A 25,629-nucleotide genomic window follows, 5' to 3' on the forward strand; every position below is an offset into this window, starting at 1 on the left:
AGGTTGAAGTGCTGGAACACCATGCCCATCTTCTGGCGGTGCTGGTCGATGTCCAGCTTCACCAGCTTGCCCTCAGGGGTACGCACCTTCTTTTTGGTGATGTCCACCCCGTCAAACACGATGGAGCCGCCGGTGGGCTCTTCCAGCAGGTTCAGGCTCCGCAAAAAGGTGGACTTGCCGGAGCCGGAGGGCCCAATGACCACCATCACGTCGCCCCGGTCGATATTGACCGTGACGCCGTCCAGAGCCTTGATGGCGCCCTTGTTGTAGTATTTCTTCAGGTCGGTTACCTGAATCAGCTTATCTCCGGTCGCCACGGCTCATTCTCCTTTCGATATACGCAATCAGCTTGGAAAGTGGGAAGCACAGGCAGAAGTACAGTGCTGTGGCCACCAGCAGAGGCTCCATGATAATGAATGCGGAGGTCTTGATGGCATTGACCATGGCCATGATGTCCTGAACGCCGATGGTATAGGTAATGGCGGACTCCTTGATGATGGTAACGAATTCGTTCCCGATAGCGGGAAGAATGTTCTTGATGGCCTGGGGCAGGATGATAAACCGCAGGTTCTGGGTCTGGGTAAGCCCCAGGGACCGGGCAGCCTCCGTCTGGCCGCCGTCAATGGACTGGATGCCGGAACGGATGATCTCACACAGGTAGGCGCCGGAGTTCATGGCCAGGGCCACCACGCCGGGGAAGAAGCGGTTGAAGGCAATGAACCCGAAGATCTTGAAAGAAGGCAGATCGAACAGGGCGCTGAACACGCCGAAATAGATAATAAACACCTGGACCACCACGGGCGTAGAGCGAATGATTTCCACATAGGCAGTGGCCAGGAAACTCACCGGGTTGAAGCGGCTCAGATGCAGCAAAAAGCCGCCGTCCCGCAGATGGCCGTCCCGGGTCAGGCCCAGAAAACGGAACGGGCAGATGTTGGACATCCGCATAATGGCCAGCACCAAAGCCAGCACGAAACCGATCAACACGGTGAACAAGGCCAGCAGCACCGTGACGATCAGGCCCTCCTTAAACATGCCGGCGTAAGGCAGGAGGGCTTCGAAATTTTTCAGCTGGATAAAGGTTCCCATGGGGTGACCCCTTTCTCTATTTGTTCAAGACCCTTAAAAAACACGCCAATTCCTCCCCCAGCGTTCGGGGGAGGAATTGGAAAACACACAAAGGTGGCTCAGCCCTCAGCGGCCTGGCCGTTCTCGTCCAGCAGGCCCTCATAGGTGGTGCCGGAAGCCAGCTCATTGGCCTCGGTGACAAACTGGTCCATGGTGCCATCCTCCAGGACGGCAGCGATGGCACGGTTCACGCCCTCCAGCAGAGCGGCGTTGCCCTTGGAGACGCCCACCACGGAGCCTTCCTGCTCATAGGGGACATCCAGCAGCACGTTGAGGTCGGGATAATTCTTGGCATAGGTCTCAGCCACGACGGTCTCGATGTAGGCACCGTCCAGGTTGCCGGCCAGCAGGTCGGTAATGATATCGGGAACCTTGGGCAGCTGGATGATGTCGGCGTCGGGGGAGTTGGCCATGGCCAGATCCACCTGGATGGAGCCGGTCTGGGCACCGATGGAGTACTCAGCCTTGTTGGTATCCTCCAGGGAGGTAAACTTATCGGCATTGGCCTGAGTGGTCACAAAGGACTGGCCGCCGGTGTAGAAGATCTCGGAGAAGTCCATGATGTTCTCACGCTCGGGCTTGGGGGAGTAACCAGCCATGCCCAGGTCCACACTCTTGTTCTGCAGCTCCATCAAGGTGCCGTCGAAGTCCATGGGGACGACCTCCAGGGTCAAGCCCAGGTAGTCGGCGATGTACTGAGCCAGGCTCATCTCGAAGCCCGCCAGGGTGGCCTGGCCGTCCTCGCCGATGGCGTAGAACTCATAGGGGGCGAAGTCGGGGCTGGTAGCCACGGTAAGGGTGCCGGCGGTAACGGTGGTGATGGCGGCCTTCAGGTCCTCATCGCTCATGGAGGCGTAATCGGTGGTCTCCTCGGTAGCGGTATCGCCGTCGGTAGTCTCCTCGGTGGTCTCCTCAGAGCTGCCGCAGGCGGCCAGGCTCATGGTCATGGCCAGAGCCAGCAGCAATGCAAAAAACTTCTTCATATTGGTTTCATCCTCTTCCAAACGAATTTTCCAATCCTCCGCGGGCGCCGCAGCACCCTGCTTTGGAACATGCCCTACCTTATCACTTCCACCAGGCAATGTCAATGCTTTTCCACAAAAATATGAATAATTATTTGCCTTCGGTTTCCTATCTTTCCGTCATGATACCAAAAGCCGCCAAAAAAGCGGCAGGTTTTGGAGAAAATCCCCAAAACCTGCCGGAAGAAAAATGAATATTGAAATGAATATTCATCGTGCTTGTCCCAAATTCACTGCCCGGGCAGCCGGTATTTTTCCAGATCCCGATCCAGATCCGCGGAGAAATCTCCGCCAGCCTTGACGCTGTGTAGGTAGGCATGACGGTCCGCCTCGCCGTTGTGCTCCTCGATGATGGATACGGCGATGTTGGAGCAGTGATCGGACACCCGCTCGAAGTTGGTGAGCAGATCGTTGAGGACAAAGCCCAGCCGGATGGTGCACTCTCCCGTCTGCAGCCGCTGGATATGGCGCACCCGGATCTCTTCGATCAGGCGGTCCACCGTCTCCTCCAGAGGCTCCACGTTCTTGGCGGTATCGGGATCGTCGGCAGAAAAGCTGTTCAGCGCCTGATCCAGAATATCCCGCAGCGCGGAGAGCAGCACTTCCAGCTCCGCCTCTGCGGCGGCGGAGAAATGCAGCTCCTTTTCGTGGAGCTCCCGGGCGGATTCCTGGAGATTGAGAGCATGGTCTCCCAGGCGCTCGAAATCGCCGATGGCGTGCAGCAGGCGGGAAACGGTGCGGCTGTCGGCAATGGAGATGCCGTGCTGGGAGATCTCCACCAGATACCCACCCAGGCGATCCTCGTAGATATCCAGCTTGTCCTCATTTTCCAGGATCTCTGTCTCCCGGGACTCCTGGTAGTCGGAAAGCTGCTCAATGGCCAGCAGCACATTGCGCCGGGCAGTTTGTCCCATTTGGACGGTCATGTTCACGCACTCGCTGACGGCCACACCGGGGGTGCGCAGCAGCAGGGGATCCAGGAAGGCGAAATGCTCCTTCTTGGGCTCGCTCTTGATGAGTCTCCGCGCCAGCTGTTCCAGCTGGCGGGAGAACGGCAGCAGAATCACGGTGGTGAACACGTTGAACACCGTGTGGCAGAAGGCGATGCCCACTGCGCCCACAGGCTGGTTCATGAAGGCAAAGTGGAAGATCAGGTTCCCGCCGTAGAACAAAATCAGGCAGACCACGGTGCCGATGATATTAAAGGAGATATGGATCACCGCCACACGCTTGGCATTGCGGTTGACGCCGATGGAGCTCAGCAGGGCCGTGACGCAGGTGCCGATATTCTGGCCCATGATGATGGGGATGGCCATGCCATAGGTGATGGATCCCGTCAGCGCCAGGGCCTGCAGAATGCCCACAGATGCTGCGGAGGACTGGATGATGCCTGTAAACACAGCGCCCACCAGCACGCCCAGAAGGGGATTGTTGAAAGCGGTGAGGATGCTGGCAAACTCCGGCATATCGGCCAGAGGGCTCACAGCCTCCTTCATCAGCTCCATACCGTACATCAAAATGGAAAAGCCCACCATGATCCGGCCGATATCCCGGCGCTTCTGCTTTTTGGAGCCCATGATGAGAATGATGCCCACCAGGGCCACCAGGGGAGAGAAGTTCTCGGGCTTGAGGAGATTCACAAAAACATTTCCGCTCTCCAGCCCCGTCAAAGAGAGGATCCACGCAGTGAGGGTCGTTCCGATGTTGGAGCCCATGATGACGCCGATGGTCTGCCCCAGCTCCATGACACCGGAGTTCACCAGGCCCACCAGCATCACCGTCATGGCGGAGGAGGACTGGATGGCAATGGTGATTCCCGCCCCCAGCAGCAGGCTCTTGAAGGGGTTGGACGTCATGTTTTTCAGCAGGCGCTCCAGCTTGCCGCCGGCCATTTTTTCCAGGCTCTTGGACATAGTGGTCATGCCGTATAGGAAAAACGCCAGGCCTCCGCACAGCGTAAAAATGGAGAAGAGATCCATGGAACCGCTCCTTTTGATCTTCCATATTCCGGCCCCGTCCAGCGGCACCGGTTCTGATTTTATGATGCGCCACCATTATATATGCAAAATCAGGGCCTGGGAAGAGGCCGCATGTGGAAAATGAAAAATTTGCGTAAATTATTGTATGAAGTATGGAATAAGCCATGCGCATTTTGTGCAAAAAAACCGCCGCTTCTTCATAGAAGAAACGGCGGCTGTCAAAAGCGGTCTCAGGAAGGATCCTTCTGCCAAAATGCCCGGACGTCCTCCAACGCCCGGCGGCCGGCGAAGTAGCCGGACTGCCACATGCGCCGGATCTTGTCCAGATCCTTCTCCGTGCGGGAAAAGCCCGTGGTATCCTCCGGCGTGATCACCAGGACACGTCCTTCCCGCTCCAGGGCAAACAGTTCCTCACGGCTCCGGTTATAGCGCTCCGTGCGGGTCCGCAGATCTTCCACAAAGGCGGGATACCGGGAGAAGGCCCGGGCCAGGGCCGGGAAAGTCCGGTCCGGCGTCTTGCGGTAGCTGCGCTCCCGGGTCAGCACCACCACCACCCGGTCGCAGCCCTCCTCAAAAGCCCGCTTCCAGGGGATGGCGTCGGCGCAGCCGCCGTCCAGGTAGGGCTGGCCGTCAATGCGGATGATGGGGAACATCAGCGGAATGGCGCAGGTGGCCTGGAGCAGCAGGAAGTGCTCGTCCCGCCGGGGGACGGGCAGATACTCCGCCCGTCCGGTGTCCACATTGGTGACCACCGCCTCCACGGTGCCGGGATACGCCTCAAAGGCCGCGTAATCAAAAAGCACCAGCTGATTGGGAATGGTCTCATAGGAAAATTTCAGCCCAAAATAGGAGCGGTTACCGGGATTGAGCAGATTGCCCCAGCTCATGTACCGCCGATCCCGGGCATAGGTGGTCAGCAGCTTCAGGTTCCGTCGGCTCTGCCGGGAGAGATAGCTGACGCCATAGGCGATCCCGGCGGAGACGCCCACCGTGTAATCCGGCAGAGGCACTCCCGCGTCCAAAAACGCGTCGCACACGCCGGAGGAAAAGATGGTGCGCAGGGCGCCGCCCTCCAGCACCAGTCCGGTCTTCATGCTCGTCACTTCCTTTTTCAAAATCCATCCGCCGTCTTTCGGGCCGCCGGAGTTGTTTTTCCCCATACGGAGCACGGTTCTCAGAAGAATTCGTTCCGCTTCAGTATACCATCGCCGCCGAAAAAAGTAAACCGGACGCCGCAGCCCCGAATCCAGGTCCGGTTGTCTCCCTATCGTGGACAAATTATAAATTTTTTTCCGCGCCCTATTACTTTTCAAGCGTAATATGCAGGAGATTTTTCATTATTTGAAGGATTTCTGTCGTTTTTAAGAGTGGCGAGTTGTGCTATTTGCTGTGCTAAAGTACATTTTTTTAAAAATTACTTGTATATTTTGACAAAGCCATGTATAATTCTTTTTGGAATCACCGGGAATTCCTTCCCGGATTCTGAAATTTTGGATTTTTACAAAGGAGGGAAATGCCATGCAGCCTGCGGACACCCGTTACCAGAACTACATTCAGGTTCTGCGTGAAGAGCTTGTCCCGGCCATGGGGTGTACTGAGCCGATCGCCATTGCATATGGCGCGGCGAAGGCACGCGAGGTGCTGGGATGCTTGCCGGAGACTGTGCTGGTGGAAGCCAGCGGAAACATCATCAAGAACGTCAAGAGTGTGGTGGTGCCTAATACGGGCGGCCTTCACGGCATTGAAGCCGCTGCGGCAGCCGGTATTGTTGCTGGAAAGGCCGACAAGATCCTGGAGGTCATTGCCGAAGTATCCGACGAGGACAAGGCAGCCATCAAGGCGTATCTGGACAGCCACGAGATCAAGGTCCTTCCTGCGGAAGGGGATGTCATTTTCGACATCATCCTGACACTGCGGGCAGGAGCGTCTTTCGTCAAGCTGCGCATCTCGGATTATCACACCAATATCGTCTATGTGGAAAAGGATGGCGAGGTCCTGCTGGAAGCGGGCCACACCGCCGACTCTCCCGCTGCCGCCTCCCTGACGGACCGCAGCTTCATGTCCGTGCAGGATATTCTGGAGTTCGTGGAAACCATGAACGTGGATGACGTGCGGGAGATGGTGGAGCGTCAGATCAATTATAACTACGCCATCGCCGAGGCCGGTATCGCCGGCAACTGGGGCGCCAATATCGGCTCCGTGCTGCTGCGCAACTACGGCGACGATGTGAAGGTCCGTGCCAGGGCCATGGCCGCCGCCGGATCCGACGCCCGCATGAGCGGCTGCGAACTGCCGGTGATCATTGTCTCCGGCAGCGGCAACCAGGGCATCACCGCTTCCGTTCCCGTCATCGTATATGCGAAATATTTGGACGTGGATCACGATACAATGGTAAGGGCCGTGACCCTCTCCGACCTGCTGACCATCCACCTGAAGACCGGCATCGGCCGTCTGTCCGCCTACTGCGGCGCAGTCAGCGCCGGGTGTTCCAGCGGCGCGGCCATCGCCTGGCTGCTGGGCGGCGGCTATGAGGGCATCACGCACGCCCTGGTGAACTCCCTGGCTACGGTGTCCGGCATGATCTGCGACGGTGCCAAGCCGTCCTGCGCCGCTAAGATCGCCACTGCTGTGGATGTGGGTATCCTGGGCTATCAGATGTACAAGGACGGCCAGCAATTCTACGGCGGTGACGGCATCGTCACCAAGGGTGTGGAAAACACCATCCGCAATATCGGTCGTCTGGGCCATGACGGCATGCGGGAGACGGATAAGGAGATTATCCGGATCATGACCGGTCTGTGACCCATACACAATCTTTTTAGGAGGGTATCACCATGAAAATCATCAAGAGCTTGCCGTTCAAGCTGCTGGTGGGCGTAGTCCTGGGCATCCTGATCGGCCTGGTCATCCCCAACGGCGGCATTTTGCAGGTGATCGTCACCGTCAAGTACATCCTCAACCAGCTGATCTCCTTCTGCGTGCCCCTGATCATCATCGGCTTCATCGCCCCGTCCATCGTCAAGCTGGGCTCCAACGCCTCCCGGATGCTGGGCGTGGCGCTGCTGATCGCCTATGTCTCCTCTGTGGGTGCGGCCCTGTTCTCCATGGCCGCCGGCTACGCCATCATCCCCAACCTGAACATCGTCTCCACTGTGGACGGCCTGAAGGAAGTGCCCGAGGCCATCTTCCAGCTGGACATCCCGGCCATCATGTCCGTCATGAGCGCCCTGGTGTTCTCCGTGCTGGTGGGCCTGGCCGCCACCTGGACCAATGCCAAGGTCATCGCCAACGTGCTCCAGGAGTTCCAGGAGATCGTGCTGAAGATCGTCACCAAGGTCATCATCCCCATCCTGCCCATTTTCATCGCCTGCACCTTCTGCACGCTGTCCTATGAGGGCACCATCACCAAGCAGCTGCCCATCTTCCTGATCGTGGTCATCATCGTCATGATCGGCCATTACATCTGGCTGGCTCTGCTGTACGGCCTGGGCGGCGCCTACTCCGGCACCAACCCCATGGAAGTGCTCAAGCACTACGGCCCCGCTTACATCACTGCTGTGGGCACCATGTCCTCCGCCGCCACCTTGGCCGTGGCCCTGCGCTGCGCTAAGAAGGCCAAGACCCTGCGCCCCGACATGGTGGACTTCGGCATCCCCCTGTTTGCCAACATCCACCTGTGCGGCTCCGTTTTGACGGAGGTCTTCTTCGTGATGACCGTCAGCAAAATCCTCTACGGCTCCATCCCCTCCATCGGCACCATGATCCTCTTCTGCGTGCTGCTGGGCGTGTTCGCGGTAGGCGCCCCCGGCGTCCCCGGCGGCACCGTCATGGCCTCCCTGGGCCTCATCATCTCCGTGGTGGGCTTCGACGACACCGGCACGGCCCTGATGCTCACCATCTTCGCCCTGCAGGACTCCTTCGGCACCGCCTGCAACGTCACCGGCGACGGCGCCCTGACCCTGATGCTCACCGGCTATGCCAAAAAGCACAACATCGAGGAGAAGAAGATCGACTTCACCATGTGATTGCTCCTGCATCCCCGGCGCCCGCTCTTTCGAGCGGGCGCTTTTTTTGTAAAAACGTCTCTTCCCCCTTGACATTTCAAATTATACAGTCGTATAATACAGTTAACTTATACAGCTGTATAATATTCAAAGGAGGTGTCATGACCATGGAAGAGACCATTCGGCGGCTGGGGGACGCGGAGCTGGAGATCATGCAGGCGGTGTGGGCCGCCGGGGAGCCGGTGAGCTCCACCTATGTCCAGCAGGCCCTGCGGGGCCGCCGGGACTGGGCCCTGGGGGCGTTGATGACTGCCCTGGGCCGCCTTTGCGACAAAGGCTTTCTCCGCCGGGAAAAGCAGGGGCGCAACAATCTCTACGCCCCGCTGATCGATGAGCGGACGTATCAGCAGCGGGAGGGCCGCACCATTCTGGAGCGGCTCTACGGCAACTCCGTCACCGGCCTGGTGGCGGCCCTGTACGACGGCCACTCCATCAGTGACCGGGATCTGGCGGAGCTGCGCCGCTTTTTGGAGGAAAAGGAGGCATCCCATGAGTGAGCTTTGGAGCATCCCTCTGGTGCGGATCTCCGCCGCCGTGGGGGCGGCGGCTGCCGCCATCACACTGCTGACGCCCCTGTGGGACCGGCATCTCCAAACAGCAGGCCGCCGGAGGGTGTGGTGTTTGCTGGTACTGGCGCTGCTGATCGCCCCCTGGCTGCATCTGCCCATTCCCGCCGCGCCGGCGGCCGCTCCTTCTCAAGCGGCAGCGGAAGAAGCCGTGGCGGTGCAGGTGCTGCCGGACACGGCCCCGGCGGATCCTATGCAGCCGTTGGAGCCTGCTCCCGCCGGGGAAGCGTCTCACGGCGTCCCGGAGACAGCGGCGGTGCCTTCCACCCGCATCTCACCAAAAGCTGCGGCAGCGGGGCTGTATCTGGCGGGCGTGATTCTCTTTCTCCTCTATCAGATCACCGGGCACCTGCTCTTTTCCCGGAAAGTCCGGCGCTGGGCCCGGCCTGTATCGGACCCAGCCCTGCTGGCCCAATACCGGGTCCTGACGGCCCGGGACCGCCGTCCGCCCCGGCTGCTGGTGCTGCCGGGCCTGGCCTCCCCCATGCTGACGGGACTGCTGCGTCCGGCGCTGCTGCTGCCCCAGGGAACGGAAAAGCCGCAGACGGCCCAGTGGGTCCTGCGCCATGAGCTGACCCACTGGCGGCGCCGGGACCTTTTGTGGAAAGTCCTGGCTCTTGCAGCCAACGCCCTCCACTGGTTCAATCCCCTGGTGTGGCTGCTGCGGCACCGGCTGGACCGGGATCTGGAGCAAAGCTGCGACGAATCCGTTCTGCAAAATGCGGATGCGGCGGACCGCCGGGCATACGGAGCGGTGATCCTCTCCGCCGCCTCCGGCGGACGGTATCCGGCGGTGTCCACCTCCCTGCGGGGCGGGGCCGGAGCCCTGCGCCATCGGCTGGGGCGGATTCTGGACGCTCCCCGGAAGCGGGGACGGGGCTGGTCGGTGCTGTGCGGCGTGCTGTGTCTTGCCCTGGTGCTCTCCGCCTGCGTCCGGGAGGAGGTTCCGGCAGAAGCGGGCACCGCTGACCAGACTTCTGGGGACACCGCGGCTCCGGAAGTAACCGGAGAGCGGAAAAGCGCCGACATCTATACGGTGCTGATCGCCGGTCAGGCAGGCCCCGACAGCAATACCGACGCCATCCTCCTGGCCTCCTACGACGTCACGGGCCAGCAAATGACGGTTTTGAACATCCCCCGGGACACCATGGTGAACGTCCCTTGGGATATAAAAAAAATTGGCTCCGTGTACCAGTATTACGGCGGCGGAGAGGAGGGCATGGCCCGGCTGCGGGAGACCGTCACGGAGCTGGTGGGCTTCGCCCCGGACTATACCATTCAGGTGGAGTGGGACGCCGTGGGGGAGATGGTGGACGCCATGGGCGGCGTGTATTTTGACGTGCCTATGGATATGGATTACGAGGACCCCTATCAGGATCTCTCCATCCATATCAGCAAAGGGCCTCAAACTCTCAACGGGGAACAGGCCATGGGCGTCATCCGGTTCCGGGAGGGAAAAAACGGTTACTCCAACGGTGATATCGGCCGCATTGAGACCCAGCAGGCGTTTCTCAAAGCCATGGCAGAGCAGCTGCTCCAGGTTCAAAATCTCTCCAAGATCAACCAGTTTACCCAGGTGCTTGCGGAAAATGTCACTACCGACCTCTCCCCGTCCAATCTTCTCTGGTTTGCCCAGCAGGCCGTCCTGGGGGGATTGCAGGCGGAGGATATCCGGTTTGTCACGCTGCCCGGGGAAGGCGTCTCCGCCTGGAGCCGCACCTATCACCAGCACCTCTCCTACATCATTCCCCAGCAGGATGCCCTGGTGGAATTGGTCAACGACTCCCTCAGCCCCTTTCAGTCCGAAGTCACCCGGGAGGACCTGGCCCTCATGTCCGTGGACAGCCAGGGTGCCCTCCACTGTACCTCCGGCCCGGTGGCAGACACCCAGGCGGCCGCGCCTGTGGCCTGAATATTCGCCCTTTTCAGATGCCCGCTCTTTGAGCGGGCATCTTTTTTGCGCGTTTTTTCAAACATCAAAACAATCTTCCATGGAAAACGCATGAAATGGGCAAAAGCAGGCAACCTAACGGACGACCACTGTAACGATCCCCAAAAAGGAGTGACCTCATTGGAAACCGGAATTCACAACACCTCCGAAATCGGGCGGCTGCGCCGCGTGATGCTGCACCGACCCGGCGGAGAGCTGGAAAATCTCATGCCCGAATACCTGGAACGGCTGCTGTTTGACGACATCCCCTATCTGCGGGAGGCCCAGCGGGAGCACGACGCCTTTGCCGACTGTCTGCGGGGACAGGGGGTGGAGGTGGTGTACCTTTCCGACCTGGTGGCAGAGTCCATCACCGACGGAGAGGTGCGCCGGGATCTGCTGCGCCAGTTCCTGGACGAGGCGGATCTCCGTTCTCCCCGCCTGCGGGAGAGCCTGGAGGACTATCTGGGCGCCCTGCCCGACCGGGAGATGATCGCCGCCATGATGGCGGGCGTCCGCAAAAGCCAGCTGCGCCGGGAGGGCGTGCGGCTGGGAGACTACCTCTCGGACGCCGGGGACGACTACCCCTTCGCCGTGGATCCCCTGCCCAACCTCTACTTCACCCGGGACCCCTTCGCCACCATCGGCACCGGCGTGTCCATCCACAAGATGCACACCCCCACCCGCAACCGGGAGACCCTCTTCGGCAAGTTTATCTTCCAGCACCATCCCGTCTACAAAAACGCCCCCCAGTGGTATGACCGGGGGGAGACCTCCTCTTTGGAGGGCGGCGATATCCTGGTGCTCTCCCCCCAGGTGCTGGCGGTGGGCATCTCCCAGCGCACCCAGGAGGACTCCATCGATGCTCTGGCGGAGACGGTGCTCTCCCGCAGCAAGACCTTCAAAAAGGTGCTGGCCTTCAACATCCCCAAAACCCGCTCCTTCATGCACCTGGACACGGTGTTCACCATGGTGGACTACGACAAGTTCACCGTCCACCCCAACATTCTCAAGGAGATTACCGTGTTTGTCATGGAGCTGGATGAGGGGGGCAAAATGTCCATCCGGCAGGAGGACGGCCGCCTGGAGGATATCCTCAAGGAGCACCTGGAGCTGGACGCCGTGAAATTGATCCCCTGCGGACAGGGCAGCGAGATCGATGCCGCCCGGGAGCAGTGGAGCGACGGGTCCAACACGCTGGCCATCGCCCCCGGAGAGGTGGTGGTGTACTCCCGCAACTATGTTACCAACCGCTCTTTGGAGGAGGCGGGAGTCCGGATCCACGAGATCCCCAGCGCGGAGCTCTCCCGTGGCCGAGGCGGTCCCCGGTGCATGTCCATGCCGTTGTGGCGGGACGATCCCTGAAATCCTCAACATTTTTCAACATCAACTTCAAAGGAGACTGACATTATGGCTGTGAATCTGAAAGGCCGGAGCTTTCTGACCCTCAACGACTTTGCCCCCTGCGAGATCCGGTACCTGCTGGACCTGGGCCACGACCTCAAGGCCAAGCGCCGCGCCGGCATCCCCGGCAAGACCCTGGAGGGCAAGCACATCGTGCTGCTCTTTGAAAAGACCTCCACCCGCACCCGGTGCTCCTTCGAGGTGGCCGCCACCCAGGAAGGTGCCCACGTCACCTATCTGGACGCCGGCAGCTCCCAGATGGGCAAGAAGGAGTCCCTGGAGGACTCTGCCAAGGTGCTGGGCCGCTTCTTCGACGGCATCGAGTACCGGGGCTTTGACCAGCAGGCCGTGGTGGACCTGGCCAAGTACTCCGGCGTTCCCGTGTGGAACGGCCTCACCGACGCCGACCATCCCACCCAGATCCTGGCGGACATGATGACCATTGAAGAGCACTGCCACAAGCCCTTGAACCAAGTGAAGGTGGTCTTCCCCGGCGACGTGCGCAACAACATGTGCTACGCCTGGATGATCGGCGCCGCCAAGATGGGCATGCACTTCGTGGGTATCGGCCCGGACTCCCTGGCCAAGGAGATGGATCAGGAGATCCTCCGCTCCACCGCCGCCACCGCCAAGGAGACCGGCGCCCGCATCGAGATCACCAGCGACATGTCCGCTGTCAAGGACGCCGACGTCATTTACGGCGACATCTGGGCCTCCATGGGCGAAGAAGCCCTGATCCCCGAGCGCACCAAGCTCCTCTCCCCCTACCGGGTGACGGAGGAGGTGCTCCAGGCCACCGGGAACCCCCATGTGCTGTATATGCACTGCCTGCCCTCCTTCCACGACTTTGAGACGAAGCTGGCCAAGGAGTGGAAGGACAAGGGCGTGGATATCCGGGAGGTCACCGACGAAGTCTTCCGGGGCAAGCACTCCGTGGTCTTTGACGAGGCGGAAAACCGGATGCACTCCATTAAGGCCGTGCTGGTGGCCACCATCGGCGCCTGATGGCCGCTGAGGGAGGGGAGCTTTTGGAAAAACGGAAATTCCGGATGCCCACCGCCTACACCATCCTCTTTCTGCTGATCGTGGCGGTGGCCGCCGCCACCTGGATCATTCCCGCCGGATCCTACGACTACGTGGACGGCGTGCCGGTGGCAGGGACGTACCACGCCGTGGAGGCCGCCCCCCAAGGGGTGGGAGATGTGCTCAAGGCCGCCTTCTCCGGCTTCTACGATGCGGTGGACGTGTGCCTGTTCATTTTGATGGTGGGCGGCTTTTTAAGCATCGTCATGAAAACCGGCGCCATTGACGCCGGGGTGGGGGCCGTCATCGCCCGGCTGGGAGGCCGGGAGATGTGGCTGATTCCCATTTTGATGCTGTTTTTCGGCCTGGGGGGCACCACCTACGGCATGTGGGAGGAGACCATGGCTTTTTACCCCCTGCTGATCCCGGTGTTTCTGGCGGCAGGATACGACGCCGTGGTAGGCATCAGCGTCATTTTGCTGGGGGCCGGCGCCGGCGTCATTGCCTCTACCGTGAACCCCTTTGCCACCGGCATTGCGGCGGGCTTTGCCGGGGTCTCCCTGGGAGACGGCATTTTGCTGCGGCTTTTGCAGTGGATCGTCTTTGAAGGGGCGGCCATCTGGTTTGTGATGGCCTACGCCCGGCGTGTCAAGCACGATCCCGCCCGGTCGGTAGTGGGCGTGGGCGCCGGACGACTCCAGGTGAGCAGCACCAGCGACTCCATGCCTCTGACATCCCGGCGCAAAGCCATTCTGGCGGTCTTTGCCCTGACGTTTCTGGTGATGACCTACGCCGTTATCCCCTTTGACGAGATGGGCCTGGCCCTGCCCACCCTGGGCTGGTGGTTCCCGGAGCTCTCGGCGCTGTTCCTGGTGGGCGGCGTCATCGTGGGACTCATGGACCACATGGGGGAGGAGGAGCTGGTGGAGACCTTTGTGGCAGGCTGCGCGGATCTCTTGGGCGTGGCCTTCATCATCGGCATCAGCCGGGGCATCACCGTCCTCATGGCCGACGGCCGCATTACCGACACCATCCTCCACTGGGGGGAGGAGGCTCTTTCCGGAGCGGGCAGCGTCAGCTTCGTGCTGCTGGTCTTTTTGCTCTACCTGCCCCTGACGGTGCTGATCCCCTCCTCCTCGGGCCTTGCCACCCTCTCCATCCCCATCATCGCCCCTCTGGGGCGCTTTGCCGGGGTAGGGGGCGACCTGGTGGTTACGGCCTTCCAGTCTGCCTGCGGCCTGGTGAACATCGTAACGCCCACTGCGGCGGTGGTAATGGGCGCGTTGGCCCTGGGCCATGTACCCTACGACCGCTGGATCAAATTCGTGTGGAAGCTGGCGCTGTATTTCCTGGCGCTGACGCTTGTGTTTCTGGCAGCAGGTGCGCTGCTGGCGTGAAAAAAGATCCCGTTCCTTTCGGAACGGGATCTTTCTTTTGCGCTTTTTCAGTTCTTGTGCTTGCCCAGGTAGGCTTCCTTGACCTTTTCGTTGGCCAGCAGCTCCGCACCGGTACCGGACATGGTGATCTTGCCGGTTTCCAGCACGTAGGCGAGATCCGCGATCTTCAAGGCCATGTTGGCGTTCTGCTCAATGAGGAGGATGGTGACGCCCTGGTGGTTGATCTCCCGGATGATGGAGAAGATGTCCTGCACCACCAGCGGGGCAAGGCCCAGAGAGGGCTCATCCAGCATCATCAGCTTGGGGCGGGACATCAGGGCCCGGCCCACGGCCAGCATCTGCTGTTCGCCGCCGGAAAGGGTGCCCGCCGCCTGCCAGGAACGCTCCTGGAGCCGGGGGAAGAGCTCGTAGACCCACTGGATATCCTCTTCCACACTGTCCTTGTCGGTGCGCAGGTAGGCGCCGATGCGCAGGTTCTCCAGCACCGTCAGATCCGGGAACACCCGCCGTCCCTCCGGCACCAGGGTGATGCCCTTGGGCACGATGCGGTCGGGAGAGAGGCCGGTGATGTCCTCTCCCTGAAGGTGGATGCGTCCTGCGGCGGGCCGCACCAATCCCGCGATGGTCCGCAGGGTGGTGGACTTGCCGGCGCCGTTGGCGCCGATGAGGGTGACGATCTTCCGCTCGGGCACCTCGAAGGTGATGCCCTTGACGGCCTCGATGCCGCCGTAGCTGACTTTCAGTTCATCAATTTTCAGCATCGTCTGCCACCCCCAAATACGCCTCGATGACCCGAGGATTGTTCTGGATCTCCTGCGGAGTGCCCTGGGCGATGAGCCTGCCGAAGTCCAGGACGTAGATGCGGTCGGAGATCTGCATGACCAGGTCCATGTGGTGCTCGATGATGAGCACCGTTAGATCGTACTCGCTGCGGATCTTGCGGATGAAGTCCGCCAGCTCCTGGGTCTCCTGGGGGTTCATGCCCGCGGCGGGCTCATCCAGCAGCAAGAGCTTCGGCTGCGTGGCCAGGGCCCGGGCGATCTCCAGACGGCGCTGGAGGCCGTAGGGCAGGGAGCCTGCCACCTCGTCTTTCAGGTGGGCGAGATTCTGCTCCTCCAGAAGCGCCATGGACTCCTGCTGCATCCGCTCCTCTTCCTTGCGGTTGAGGCGGAAGGTGGCAGAGAAGACATTCTGCTTGGCCCGCATGTGCTTGGCAATGAGGACATTTTCCAGTACGGAGAGCTTGGAGAACAGACGGATATTCTGGAAGGTCCGTGCGATGCCCAGGGCCGTGATCTTATCCGGGGTGGGGGCGATGGCCTGGGTATACATGCCCTTTTGCTCCCCAGCGTAGAGCTTTTGCATCTTGCCCTGGGGATGGTTTTCCACCATGGTCTCCCCCAGGAAGGAAACCCGGCCGTTGGTGGGCTGGTAGACGCCGGTGATGCAGTTGAAGGCCGTGGTCTTGCCGGCGCCGTTGGGGCCGATAAGGGCCACGATCTCCCCCTTGTTGACCTCCAGGTTCAGATCGTTGACGGCCACCACACCGCCGAACTGCATGGTCACATGTTCCAGGCGAAGGACGTTCTCACTCATTTCGCCGCCTCCTTTGCTTGCGGTTTTTTGCGGCGCCGGAAGAGATCGGTGAGCTCCTTGTCACCCATGATGCCCCGGCGGAAGAACAGCACCACGATCATGATGACCACGGAGAAGACCACCATGCGGAAGCCGTTGCGGAACAGGCCCGACTGGATCCCCAGGAAGGAGCCCATATCCAGGCCCCGGAGCCACCACTCCGAGCAGGCCACATACAGGAAGGTGGCCAGGACGCTGCCGGTAATGGAGCCGATGCCGCCGATGACCACGATCAGCAAAATCTCATAGGTCATGGTAGAGGTATACACCATGGCCTGGGCGTTGCTGGCGTACATGGCGAAGAGGGCGCCGCCCACACCGGCGAAGAAGGAGCTGATGCAGAAGGAGAGCATCTTGTGGTGGGCCAGGTTGATGCCCATGGCCTCCGCGGCGATCTCATCCTCCCGGATGGCCTTGAAGGCCCGGCCGTAGGAGGAGTTGATGAGCATGACGATAATCGCCAGGCAGATCATCATGATGAGGATGGGGAAGGCGGTGGAGAGATACAGTGTGCCGCCGTTTGCCAGCTTGATGTTGAAGCTGGAGAAAATGGGGATCTGGGTGATCATGTTTGCGCCGTTGGTGACGGGGCCCAGGGCCTGCCACTGGAAGATGGCCCGGATGATCTCCGCGAAGCCCAGCGTGGCGATGGCCAGATAGTCGCTCTTGAGCCGCAGGACGGGGAGGCCGATCAGGTAGGCGAAGATGGCCGCCACCAATCCGCCCAGGATGATGGCCAGCAGCACGCCCAGCGTCAGGGCCACCATGCCGCCGGCACCCTCAGAGCCGAAGATGCCGTAGAAGATGTCCGGCAGGGAGAACTTCACGGCGGAGCCGCCGTAGAGGTAGTAGACCGTATCCTTGGCGGCCACAGGGACCGTCAAAATGGCATAGGTGTAAGCGCCCAGCAGCATAAAGCCCGCCTGGCCCAGGGAAAAGAGGCCCGTAAAGCCGTTGAGCAGGTTCATGGACACGGCCACCAGGGTATACACCGCGCCCTTTTTCAGCACGGTGAAGAGCTGGCCGTTGGGCCCCATGGTATTTTCCAGGATGATCACCAGGGCCAGCACGGCCACAGCGCCGATGAAGCCCGCCAGGGCGCCCTTGTTGACTGTCTTTTTCCGAATCATTTCCTGCGCCCCCTTTACACTTTGTCGGTGGCCTTCTCACCGAAGAGGCCGGTGGGCTTGACCACCAGGATCACGATGAGCAGGGCGAAGGTGAAGGCGTCCACGAAGGTGGTGGCCCCTTCAAAGGGCAGGGCCTTGATGATATTTTCGCAGATGCCGATGAGGAATGCACCGATGACGGCCCCGGGAATGGAGCCGATGCCGCCGAATACCGCCGCCACGAAGGCCTTCAGCCCCGGCATGGCGCCGGCGGTGGGGGTGATATAGGGATAGTTGGTAAAGTACAAAATGGAGCCCAGGGCCGCCAGGGCGGAGCCGATGATGAAGGTCATGGAGATGACGGAGTTGATCTTGATGCCCATCAGCTGGCTGGTCTCAAAGTCCTTGGCCACGGCCCGCATGGCCATGCCGATCTTGGTGTGGTTGATGAGCTGCACCAGGGCGATCACCAGCACCACCACCAGAATGGGGGTGACCACCGTCACCAGGGTGGTGGAGGCCCCGCCGATGGTGACCATCTTGGAGAGGGCGGGAATGGTGGGGTAGTTCATGGGCTGGCCGCCGGTGACGAAGGTGGCGGTGTTTTGCAGCAGGTAGCTGACGCCGATGGCGGAGATCATGACGCTCATCCGGGGCGCCGAGCGCAGGGGCTTATAGGCCACCCGCTCAATGATGAAGCCCAGGGCAACCGTCAGCACGATCACCAGCAGCAGCGTCACAGGCAGGGGCAGCCCCATGGTGGTAAGATAGATGGCGATGAGGCCCGCCACCATGAACACGTCGCCGTGGGCGAAGTTGATGAGGCGCAAAATGCCGTACACCATGGTATACCCAATGGCGATGAGGGCGTACTGTCCTCCCACGGAGATACCGGAGAGCAGTACGGAAATGGCGTATTCCACAAAAGGTTCCTCCCTTGTTTGCAGATTTGGGCGGTCTTGAAAAGGACCCTCCCGCCGTCCCTTTCAGGACCGCCCAGAACCGGACTCCCGGAACCGGGAGACATGGGCTTGGCGGGGGTAGGGACCCCCGCCAAGCTGACAGCATGTGTGTTCTCAGGCGGTCTGGGACTTCTCCAGCGTCCAGGCGCCGGCAGCCGTGTCGCACACCTTGATATAGGCAGTGTCGCGGACGGCGTCGCCGTTGGTGTCGTCGAAGGCAATGTGGCCGGAGACACCGTCATAGGTGACGTCCCACAGAGCCTGCTGGACAGCGGCGGAATCCGTGGAACCGGCGGCCTTGAGGGCCTCCAGGGCCACATAGTAGGCGTCATAGCCCATGGCAGTCACAGCCGCGATGGTGTCGTCGCCGCCGTTGGCGGTCTTGGCGTCGGCGTTGTTGTTGATATAGTCCTTGATGCCCGCGTCGAAGTCGGGGTTGCCGCCTTCCTGATAGAAGGTGGAGACGTAGAGCTGGATGTTGGTGCCCTTGGCAGCCTCCAGGACCTTGTTGTCGTCCAGGGTATCAGAGCCCAGGAAGGGGATGTCGATGCCCAGCTTGGCAGCCTGGGAGACGATCTGGGTGGCATAGGCGATGGAGACGGGGGTGAAGATGACCTCGGCGCCCTCGCTCTTGGCCTTGTTCAGGTAAGAGGTGAAGTCGGAGTTGTTCTTGGGGAAGGAGTCCTTGACCACGGTGCCGCCGGCGGCGGTGAAGGCCTGCTCGAAGAAGGCGATGAGGCCCTGGTCATACTCGTTGCCCTGCTCGCCCAGCAGGTACGCCTTCTTGGCGCCGAACTTCTCACCGGCGAAGTTGGCCAGAACGGTGCCCTGGAAGGGATCCAGGAAGCAGATGCGGAAATAGTAGTCGTTGCCGGCGGTGACGTTGGGGTTGGTGCAGGTGACGCCGATGGCAGGGATGCCCGCGTCACGGAAGGTGTTGCCGGCGGCGATGGACACGCCGGAGCCGTAGGAGCCCAGCACGATGCTCACGCCCTCGCTGACCAGCGTGGAAGCGGCAGAGGGTGCCTTGGACGTATCGGAGCCATTGTCGGCATAGACCAGCTCCACATTGTAGGTCTCGCCGCCGATGTCCACGGTGGGCGTCTCGGAGTTGGCGAACTGCATGCCCAGCATTTCCTTCTTGCCGCCGGAGGCGGAGTCGCCGGAGGCGGGCTCAAACACGCCGATCTTGACGACCTTGTCGCCGGAGCCGCTATCGCCGGTGGTGTCGGCAGTCTCGCCGCTGGTGCCGCTGGAGCCGCAGGCCGCCAGAGACAGCGTCATGGCCATGGCCAGAACCAATGCCAGAATCTTCTTCATAGCTTCTTTTCCTCCTGATCCTCTTGGGAGCCTCTTCCACGGCCCCCAATGTAATAATGGCATTCTAAGAGATTTTGCCCCGGTTTTCAAGATTCATAATTCACAGAAAGAAACGCCGTTTTTTCTGCCTCCAGGCCGCCTGTCCTCTCCATTATCCGGTCATTTGTCCTCTGTACGTGGACAGTCGTGAAAATCAATTTTAAAACTATGGAATTTTGTCCGCAGCTGGGAGACAGTCTTTTTCGTGATTTTGCCCATCTTGGGAGAAATTTTTCAGGCATTTTTAACTTTTTCTTGGTTCAAAAAAACCGCCGCGGAAAACCGCGGCGGTTTTTGTCAGAAATCAGGATCACTGGGAATCGGCGGCGTCCTCCGCCGGAGGGGCGGGCTTTTCGTCAAAGACCGCCAAAAAGGCCTCTTGATCCATGGTCTCGTGCTCCAGCAGATACTGGGCCACGGTGTCCAGCTTGCGCCGGTTGTCCCGGAGGATGGACTCGCAGCGGTCGTAGGAGCGCTGCACCAGGGCCTTGACCTCCTCGTCGATCTGGGCGGCTACAGCCTCGGAATAGCTGCGGCCCTGGGTCATGGTGCGGCCGATGAACACCTCGTCGTGGCCGGACTCGAAGGAGACGGTGCCGATCTTGTCGCTCATGCCGTAGGAGGCCACCATCTTCCGGGCGATCTCCGTGGCACGCTGGATGTCGTTGCTGGCGCCGGTGGAGATGTCTCCCAGGCACAGCTTCTCCGCCACCCGGCCGCCCAGCAGGGCCACGATCTGATCTTCCATATACCGCTTGGAGAGGTAGGAACGGTCCTCCTCCGGCAACGAGATGGTCATGCCGCCGGCCTTGCCCCGGGGCACAATGGTGATCTGGGTAACGGGATCATGGTCCGGCAGGACGTGCATCACCACCGCGTGGCCCGCCTCGTGATAGGCGGTGAGTTCCCGCTCATGCTGGGGGATGATGCGGCTTTTCTTCTCAGGGCCGGCAATGACCTTGATCTCCGCCTCCTTGAGATCGGCCATGGTGATGAACTTGCGCTTGCGGCGGGCGGCCAGCAGGGCGCCCTCGTTGATGAGGTTCTCCAGGTCGGCGCCGGTGAAGCCGGGAGTCCCCTGGGCCAGGCGCTTGAGATCCACATCCTCCGCCAGGGGCTTGCCCTTGGCGTGAACCTGTAGGATCTCTTCCCGGCCCTTGATATCCGGCAGGCCCACGTAAATCTGCCGGTCGAACCGGCCGGGGCGCAGCAGGGCGGGATCCAGCACGTCGGCCCGGTTGGTGGCGGCCAGAACCACCACGCCCTCGTTGGCGGCGAAGCCGTCCATCTCCACCAGCAGCTGGTTGAGGGTTTGTTCCCGCTCGTCGTGTCCGCCGCCCAGGCCTGTGCCTCTCTGGCGGCCCACAGCATCGATCTCATCGATAAAGACGATGGCGGGGGAGTTCTTCTTGGCCTGGTCAAAGAGGTCCCGGACGCGGCTGGCGCCTACGCCCACGTACAGCTCCACAAAGTCGGAGCCGGAGATGGAGAGGAAGCCCACCCCGGCCTCTCCGGCCACAGCCTTGGCCAGGAGGGTCTTGCCGGTGCCCGGAGGGCCTACCAGCAGCACGCCTTTGGGAATCCGGGCGCCCAGGGCCATAAACTGCTTGGGATCCCGCAGGAATTCCACGATCTCCTGGAGTTCCTCCTTCTCCTCGTCGGCGCCGGCCACATCGTCGAAGGTGATCTTCTTATCCTTGTCGGAGAGCATCCGGGTGCGGGCGGAGCCGAATTTGGCCATCTTGTCGGGTCCCACGCCTCCGGCCTGGCCCCGCAGCACCATAAAGTACCACAGGCCGCCCAGCAGCAGCGCCGTCAGCACCCAGGGCAGCAGCACTTCCAGCCAGTTGGTGGTCTCCGGATCCGGGTAATCGTAGTCGGTGATGATCCCATCGGCGTACTGCTGCTGCACCAGGTCATTGAGGTCATCGTAAAAGAGCTGGAAATCATAGAGCTTGTAGCGGACCTCGCTGTTGCCGTCCACCGGCTCCCGCAGCGTCAAGGTCAGAGTGTGGTCGGTGTCGATGTCGAAGGTCTTCACCTTTTCCTGCAGGAAAAGCTGCCGAACCTGGGCATAGGACACCTGTGGGGCGTGATCATCCGCCTGCCACAGCCAGCCCAGGCATCCCAGGATGACTACCAGCAGCAGGATAAAGCTGAGGTTGGATGTGCGGTTTTGCTTGTTCACGGGACGGGTTCCTCCTTTTCCGCCGGATGCTCCCGGCAGACGTGGCCGGGATCTTACTTGCTGTAGACCTCCGGCTTCAAAACGCCGATATAGGGCACATTGCGGTAGCGCTGGCAATAATCCAGGCCGTAGCCCACCACGAATTCGTCCGGCACCACAAAGCCCGCCAGATCCGCGGTGATGGCCTTCACCCGGCGGGAGGGCTTATCCAGCAGCGTCACGATGGTGATGGACGCGGCCCCCTTGGTGAGGAAATACTCCTTCAGGAAGGCCAGGGTATTGCCGGAGTCCAGAATGTCCTCCACAATGATGAGGTGGCGGCCGGTGATGTCCTGCTGGAGGTCATGGGTGATCTGCACCCGCCCGGAGGACACGGTGGCGTTCTGATAAGAGCTCACGGCGATGAACTCCACGTCGCTTTGCAGCTGGCAGGCGCGTACCAGGTCCGCCATAAAGACGAAGGAGCCCTTCAGCACCCCCAAAAACAACGGCTGCTTGCCCTGGAAGCGGTCATAGAGCTCCGCGCCCAGCTCCGCGATGCGGGCCTTGAGCTCCTCTTCCGTAACCAGTACCTTCAGGATGTCCTGTTCCATCTCACTTTTCATGGTGATTCTCCTCTGTTTTTTTCATAATTTGGATAAACCGGCAGGGCTCCCCCTCCGGTGCAAATTCCATATCCACACCCAGTCCCCACACGGCGGCCAGGCGGTCCCCCAGGTAAACGGCGGGGAGCCGGTCCCGCTCCGCCAGGGTGATGTGCCGGTCCAGGCACAGCCGCTTGACGGTGCGCCCGCCCCGCTCTCCCGGCAGCGTCAGCCGGTCCCCTGCCTGGCAGGGCCCTACGGTGAGGCTCATCCGCTCCTCCTGCCGCCGGGGCCGCAGGGCAAGGCCCGGCCCCGCCCGGCGGTCCAGCAGGGTCAGGGTGTAATCTCCCCAGGTGACGGGGCAGCCCGGCAGCAGCTGGACCTCCGTCAGGGGCTGGGGGCGGGTCTCCAGGATCAGCCACTCCCGGCAGTACCGGGCGGTGACGCCGTGAGGCAGGTCCAGGCGGCTCTCCCGTCCCCGGAGGGTACTGCGCATCAGGCGGAGGATGGCGTTCAGGTGGGCGGCGGTGATATCCCTCCGGCCCACCCCCAGAAGATCAAAGAGCCGCAGCAGCATCCGGGGCCGCACCGCGGCAGTGGCCTCTGCCAGGGCCTGTCCCGCCAGTGTCACCCGGCCCTCCCGGACCTCCACATGGGCGGTGCGGCGGGCGGCCTCCTCCTCCAGAGACCGGTCCACCACCCGCAGGCGGCGTCCGGCGGCATTGATGTGCTCCACGGCCCTGGGGTTGATCTGCCGCAGAAGCGGCATCACCTCCAGCCGCAGGAAATTCCGGGCGGCGGCATCCGGATCGGCATTGCTGGCATCCTCCACATGGGGGATCTCATGGGCGGCGGCGTATTGGGCCAGCTCCTGCCGGGTGAGATCCAGCAGGGGGCGGTAAATGCCCTCGTGCTGGTATGTCATGCCGGCAAGTCCCGCCACCCCGGTGCCCCGGATCAGGTGGAAGAGGATGGTCTCGGCGTTGTCATCGGCGTGGTGGGCGGTGTAGATCCGCACGCCCCCCAGCTTCTCCGCCTCCCGGCGCAAAAAGGCATACCGCAGGTCCCGGGCGGCCTCCTCCAGGGACAGGCCCTCCCCGGCGGCCAGGGCCGCCACGTCTCCGGAGCCGCAGACGGCCTCGATCCCCCGGGCGGCGCACCAGCTTTCCACGAAGGCCTGGTCCCTGTCGGAGTCCGCCCCCCGGAGGCGGTGATTGAAGTGGGCCGCCACCACCCGGCCCTGCCGCCTGCCGCACCAATCCGCCAGCAGATAGAGCAGGCACATGGAGTCCAGGCCGCCGGAGACGGCGCACAGCACCGTCTGTCCCGGTCCCGGCAAAAGCCAGCGGGGCACCCGGTCCAGAACCTCACACATAGGCGCCTGCCTCCCATCTCCGGCATCAGGCCGGCTCATTCCTCGTCGTCATAGCGGGTATCCAGTGTGGAGAAGGTGGTGTACTCCGGCATCCACCGCAGTTCCACCTTGCCGGTCTCGCCGTGGCGGTTCTTGGCCACGATGCACTCGGCGATGTTGTGCTTTTCGGAGTCCTCATTATAATAGTCGTCCCGGTACAAAAAGAGAACGATATCCGCGTCCTGCTCGATGGCGCCGGATTCCCGCAGGTCGGAGAGCATGGGCCGCTTATCGTCCCGCTTTTCGTTGGCACGGGAGAGCTGGCTCAGGCAGATGACGGGGATGTTCAGCTCCTTGGCCATGATCTTGAGCATCCGGGAGATATCGGAGACCACCTGCTGGCGGTTTTCGCCGCTGTGGCCCTTGCCCCCGGCAGAGGTCATCAGCTGCAGGTAGTCGATGACCACCAGGCCCAGGTTGTCCAGGCGGCGGCACTTGGCATTCATATCCGCCACGGAGAGCATGGGGTTGTCGTCGATGCGCACATCCACCCGGTTCAAAACCGTGGCGGCGCCGGCGATCTTCTCCCAGTCCGTCTCCCGCAGGGAGCCGGTCTTGAGGCGGTAGTTCTCCACGCAGGCCTCCGAGGATAAAAGGCGCATGGCCAGCTGCTCCCGGGACATCTCCAGAGAGAAGATGGCCACCGTCTTCTGGGTGGACTTGGCCACGTTCAGCGCCACGTTCATGGCAAAGGAGGTCTTACCCATGCCGGGACGGGCCGCCAGCAAAATGAGGTCCGATTTATTAAGGCCGGTGATCTTCTGGTCCACGGCGGAAAGGCCCGTGGAAAGGCCCGGCAGGCGGGAATCGCTCTCGCTCATTTCGCTCAGGCGGTCCAGCACCTCCGGCAGCACCTGCCGCAGCGGCACCATGCTCTGGGCACCCTGGCCCCGGCGCACGGCGTAGATCTTCTGCTCCGCGTTCTCCAAAATGGCGGAGGCCTCACCCACGCCCTCCTGCACCATGGCGGTGATCTCGGCGGCGGCCTGGGCCACGCCCCGCAACATGGCCTTGTCATGGACGATGGCCACGTACTCCATGACGTTGGCACTGGTGGGGGTGATCTCCATCAGCTGGGCAAGGTAGGAGCGGGTGGTCTGGTCGTCGTAGGTGCCCGCCTTTTGCATCTCCTCACAGACGGTGATGCCGTCGATGGGCTTGGCGTAGGTGAACATGGTGTAAATGGTCTCGAAGATCTCCCGGTTCTGGCGCAGGTAGAAATCCGACGGCCGCAGCTTATCCATGACGTCCTTGACGCAGTCCGGGTCAATGAGCATGGAACCCAGCACCGCCTGCTCCCCCTCCAGGGAGTGGGGCATCTGCCGCAGCAGCAGGTCTTCATTTGCCATGGATCATCACCTCCGGGATCAGCAATCAAAATGGAAACGGGGCAGCTCCCCCGCGGGTATCCTTATTTTTCCTCGTACACGGCCACGTAAACCGTGCCGGTGACCTCAAAGCCCAGCTTGGCCTTGATCTGATAGGTGCCGAATGCCTTGATGGGCTCCTCCAGCACCAGCTTCTGCTTGGGGATGTCCAGACCGAACTGGGCCTTGAGCCCCTCGGAGATCTCCTTGGCGGTGACGGCGCCGAAGAGGCGGCCGCCGTTTCCGGCCTTGGCGGTGAGCTTCACCTGGCACTCCTTGAGCTTTTCGGCGGTGGCCTCGGCCTCAGCCTTCAAGCGGGCCTCCTCGGCCTTGCGGGCCTTCTCCTTGAGGTTCATGGTATTGATGGCGTCCGCCGTGGCGGCGATGGCCAGCTTCCGGGGCAGGAGGTAGTTGCGGGCGTAGCCCTCGGAGACCTCCACCATCTGGCCCTTCTTGCCCTGGCCCTTGACGTCCTGCTGTAAAATGACTTTCATGGAT

General features: G+C 61.5%; 23 protein-coding genes. 8 read left to right on the forward strand and 15 right to left on the reverse strand.

Translation table 11 applies throughout. The features are described from left to right. From ACT67G_RS05845 to ACT67G_RS05855, 3 genes are all read right to left on the reverse strand, one after another. Positions 1–299 (reverse strand): ATP-binding cassette domain-containing protein (locus ACT67G_RS05845; RefSeq protein ID WP_443663487.1); only part of this gene is annotated, 299 nt, incomplete at its 3' end. 1 nt (position 300) lies between these two features. Continuing rightward, a complete protein-coding gene (locus ACT67G_RS05850; protein ID WP_325247572.1) occupies positions 301–1,089 on the reverse strand; it encodes an amino acid ABC transporter permease in 789 nt (262 codons plus the stop codon). A gap of 98 nt (positions 1,090–1,187) precedes the next feature. Then, on the reverse strand, positions 1,188–2,111 hold the full coding sequence (locus ACT67G_RS05855) for a transporter substrate-binding domain-containing protein (RefSeq protein ID WP_443663444.1): 924 nt from the start codon (positions 2,109–2,111) through the stop codon (positions 1,188–1,190). Here ACT67G_RS05855 and ACT67G_RS05860 point away from each other — a divergent pair. Beyond that, positions 2,093–2,344, forward strand: coding sequence for a hypothetical protein (locus ACT67G_RS05860; protein ID WP_443663446.1), 252 nt, complete (start codon positions 2,093–2,095; stop codon positions 2,342–2,344). The genes ACT67G_RS05855 and ACT67G_RS05860 overlap by 19 nt on opposite strands. 36 nt (positions 2,345–2,380) lie before the next feature. Here the strand turns inward: ACT67G_RS05860 and ACT67G_RS05865 are convergent, their stop codons facing one another. Both ACT67G_RS05865 and ACT67G_RS05870 read right to left on the reverse strand, forming a co-directional pair. Further along, positions 2,381–4,129 (reverse strand): Na/Pi cotransporter family protein, encoded by a 1,749-nt coding sequence (locus ACT67G_RS05865; RefSeq protein WP_443663448.1) that lies wholly within the window; start codon positions 4,127–4,129, stop codon positions 2,381–2,383. A 230-nt stretch (positions 4,130–4,359) separates the two neighbouring features. Beyond that, positions 4,360–5,223: a patatin-like phospholipase family protein gene (locus tag ACT67G_RS05870; RefSeq protein WP_325247568.1), complete on the reverse strand. Its 864-nt coding sequence runs from the start codon at positions 5,221–5,223 to the stop codon at positions 4,360–4,362. 424 nt (positions 5,224–5,647) lie between these two features. Here ACT67G_RS05870 and ACT67G_RS05875 point away from each other — a divergent pair, with 424 nt between their 5' ends. From ACT67G_RS05875 to ACT67G_RS05905, 7 genes are all read left to right on the forward strand, one after another. Next, positions 5,648–6,931, forward strand: coding sequence for an L-cysteine desulfidase family protein (locus ACT67G_RS05875; protein ID WP_325247567.1), 1,284 nt, complete (start codon positions 5,648–5,650; stop codon positions 6,929–6,931). Between the two features lie 32 nt (positions 6,932–6,963). Continuing rightward, complete coding sequence (locus ACT67G_RS05880) at positions 6,964–8,154, forward strand: dicarboxylate/amino acid:cation symporter (RefSeq protein WP_325247566.1); 1,191 nt, start codon at positions 6,964–6,966, stop codon at positions 8,152–8,154. Between the two features lie 146 nt (positions 8,155–8,300). After that, entirely contained in the window at positions 8,301–8,690 is a 390-nt protein-coding gene (locus ACT67G_RS05885; RefSeq protein WP_325247565.1) for a BlaI/MecI/CopY family transcriptional regulator, read from the forward strand. Then, positions 8,683–10,671 carry a M56 family metallopeptidase gene (locus tag ACT67G_RS05890; protein WP_443663450.1) on the forward strand — a complete coding sequence of 663 codons (1,989 nt, stop codon included), beginning with the start codon at positions 8,683–8,685 and terminating at the stop codon, positions 10,669–10,671. The genes ACT67G_RS05885 and ACT67G_RS05890 overlap by 8 nt, the downstream gene beginning before the upstream one ends. Before the next feature lie 159 nt (positions 10,672–10,830). Next, entirely contained in the window at positions 10,831–12,054 is a 1,224-nt protein-coding gene (arcA, locus tag ACT67G_RS05895; RefSeq protein WP_325244005.1) for an arginine deiminase, read from the forward strand. 45 nt (positions 12,055–12,099) lie between these two features. Next, complete coding sequence (gene argF / locus ACT67G_RS05900) at positions 12,100–13,098, forward strand: ornithine carbamoyltransferase (RefSeq protein WP_443663452.1); 999 nt, start codon at positions 12,100–12,102, stop codon at positions 13,096–13,098. Positions 13,099–13,121: 23 nt separating this feature from the next. Beyond that, positions 13,122–14,513, forward strand: coding sequence for a YfcC family protein (locus tag ACT67G_RS05905; protein WP_443663454.1), 1,392 nt, complete (start codon positions 13,122–13,124; stop codon positions 14,511–14,513). 47 nt (positions 14,514–14,560) lie between these two features. Here ACT67G_RS05905 and ACT67G_RS05910 read toward each other — a convergent pair whose 3' ends face one another. The 10 genes from ACT67G_RS05910 to rplI all read right to left on the reverse strand — a co-directional run bounded on the left by ACT67G_RS05910 (position 14,561) and on the right by rplI (position 25,625). After that, entirely contained in the window at positions 14,561–15,274 is a 714-nt protein-coding gene (locus ACT67G_RS05910) for an ABC transporter ATP-binding protein (protein ID WP_326215942.1), read from the reverse strand. Continuing rightward, positions 15,261–16,109: an ABC transporter ATP-binding protein gene (locus tag ACT67G_RS05915; protein WP_325244013.1), complete on the reverse strand. Its 849-nt coding sequence runs from the start codon at positions 16,107–16,109 to the stop codon at positions 15,261–15,263. The genes ACT67G_RS05910 and ACT67G_RS05915 overlap by 14 nt, the downstream gene beginning before the upstream one ends. After that, entirely contained in the window at positions 16,106–17,278 is a 1,173-nt protein-coding gene (locus tag ACT67G_RS05920; protein WP_325244015.1) for a branched-chain amino acid ABC transporter permease, read from the reverse strand. The genes ACT67G_RS05915 and ACT67G_RS05920 overlap by 4 nt, the downstream gene beginning before the upstream one ends. A 14-nt stretch (positions 17,279–17,292) precedes the next feature. Continuing rightward, positions 17,293–18,180: a branched-chain amino acid ABC transporter permease gene (locus ACT67G_RS05925; protein ID WP_325244017.1), complete on the reverse strand. Its 888-nt coding sequence runs from the start codon at positions 18,178–18,180 to the stop codon at positions 17,293–17,295. Between the two features lie 153 nt (positions 18,181–18,333). Further along, a complete protein-coding gene (locus ACT67G_RS05930; protein ID WP_443663456.1) occupies positions 18,334–19,539 on the reverse strand; it encodes an ABC transporter substrate-binding protein in 1,206 nt (401 codons plus the stop codon). 349 nt (positions 19,540–19,888) lie between these two features. Beyond that, a complete protein-coding gene (ftsH, locus tag ACT67G_RS05935) occupies positions 19,889–21,766 on the reverse strand; it encodes an ATP-dependent zinc metalloprotease FtsH (RefSeq protein WP_325247391.1) in 1,878 nt (625 codons plus the stop codon). Positions 21,767–21,819: 53 nt separating this feature from the next. Continuing rightward, positions 21,820–22,371 carry a hypoxanthine phosphoribosyltransferase gene (gene hpt / locus ACT67G_RS05940; protein WP_325247392.1) on the reverse strand — a complete coding sequence of 184 codons (552 nt, stop codon included), beginning with the start codon at positions 22,369–22,371 and terminating at the stop codon, positions 21,820–21,822. Beyond that, positions 22,361–23,725: a tRNA lysidine(34) synthetase TilS gene (gene tilS / locus ACT67G_RS05945; RefSeq protein ID WP_443663458.1), complete on the reverse strand. Its 1,365-nt coding sequence runs from the start codon at positions 23,723–23,725 to the stop codon at positions 22,361–22,363. Before tilS ends, hpt begins: the two co-directional genes overlap by 11 nt. 35 nt (positions 23,726–23,760) lie before the next feature. Continuing rightward, the gene (dnaB, locus tag ACT67G_RS05950; RefSeq protein WP_443663460.1) at positions 23,761–25,113 is read right to left on the reverse strand and encodes a replicative DNA helicase; all 1,353 of its coding nucleotides are present in this window, start codon (positions 25,111–25,113) and stop codon (positions 23,761–23,763) included. Between the two features lie 62 nt (positions 25,114–25,175). Next, positions 25,176–25,625: a 50S ribosomal protein L9 gene (gene rplI, locus ACT67G_RS05955; RefSeq protein WP_443663461.1), complete on the reverse strand. Its 450-nt coding sequence runs from the start codon at positions 25,623–25,625 to the stop codon at positions 25,176–25,178. Positions 25,626–25,629 lie beyond the last annotated feature (4 nt).

The organism is Dysosmobacter sp., from assembly GCF_052306735.1.
Taxonomy (GTDB): Bacteria; Bacillota; Clostridia; order Oscillospirales; family Oscillospiraceae; genus Oscillibacter.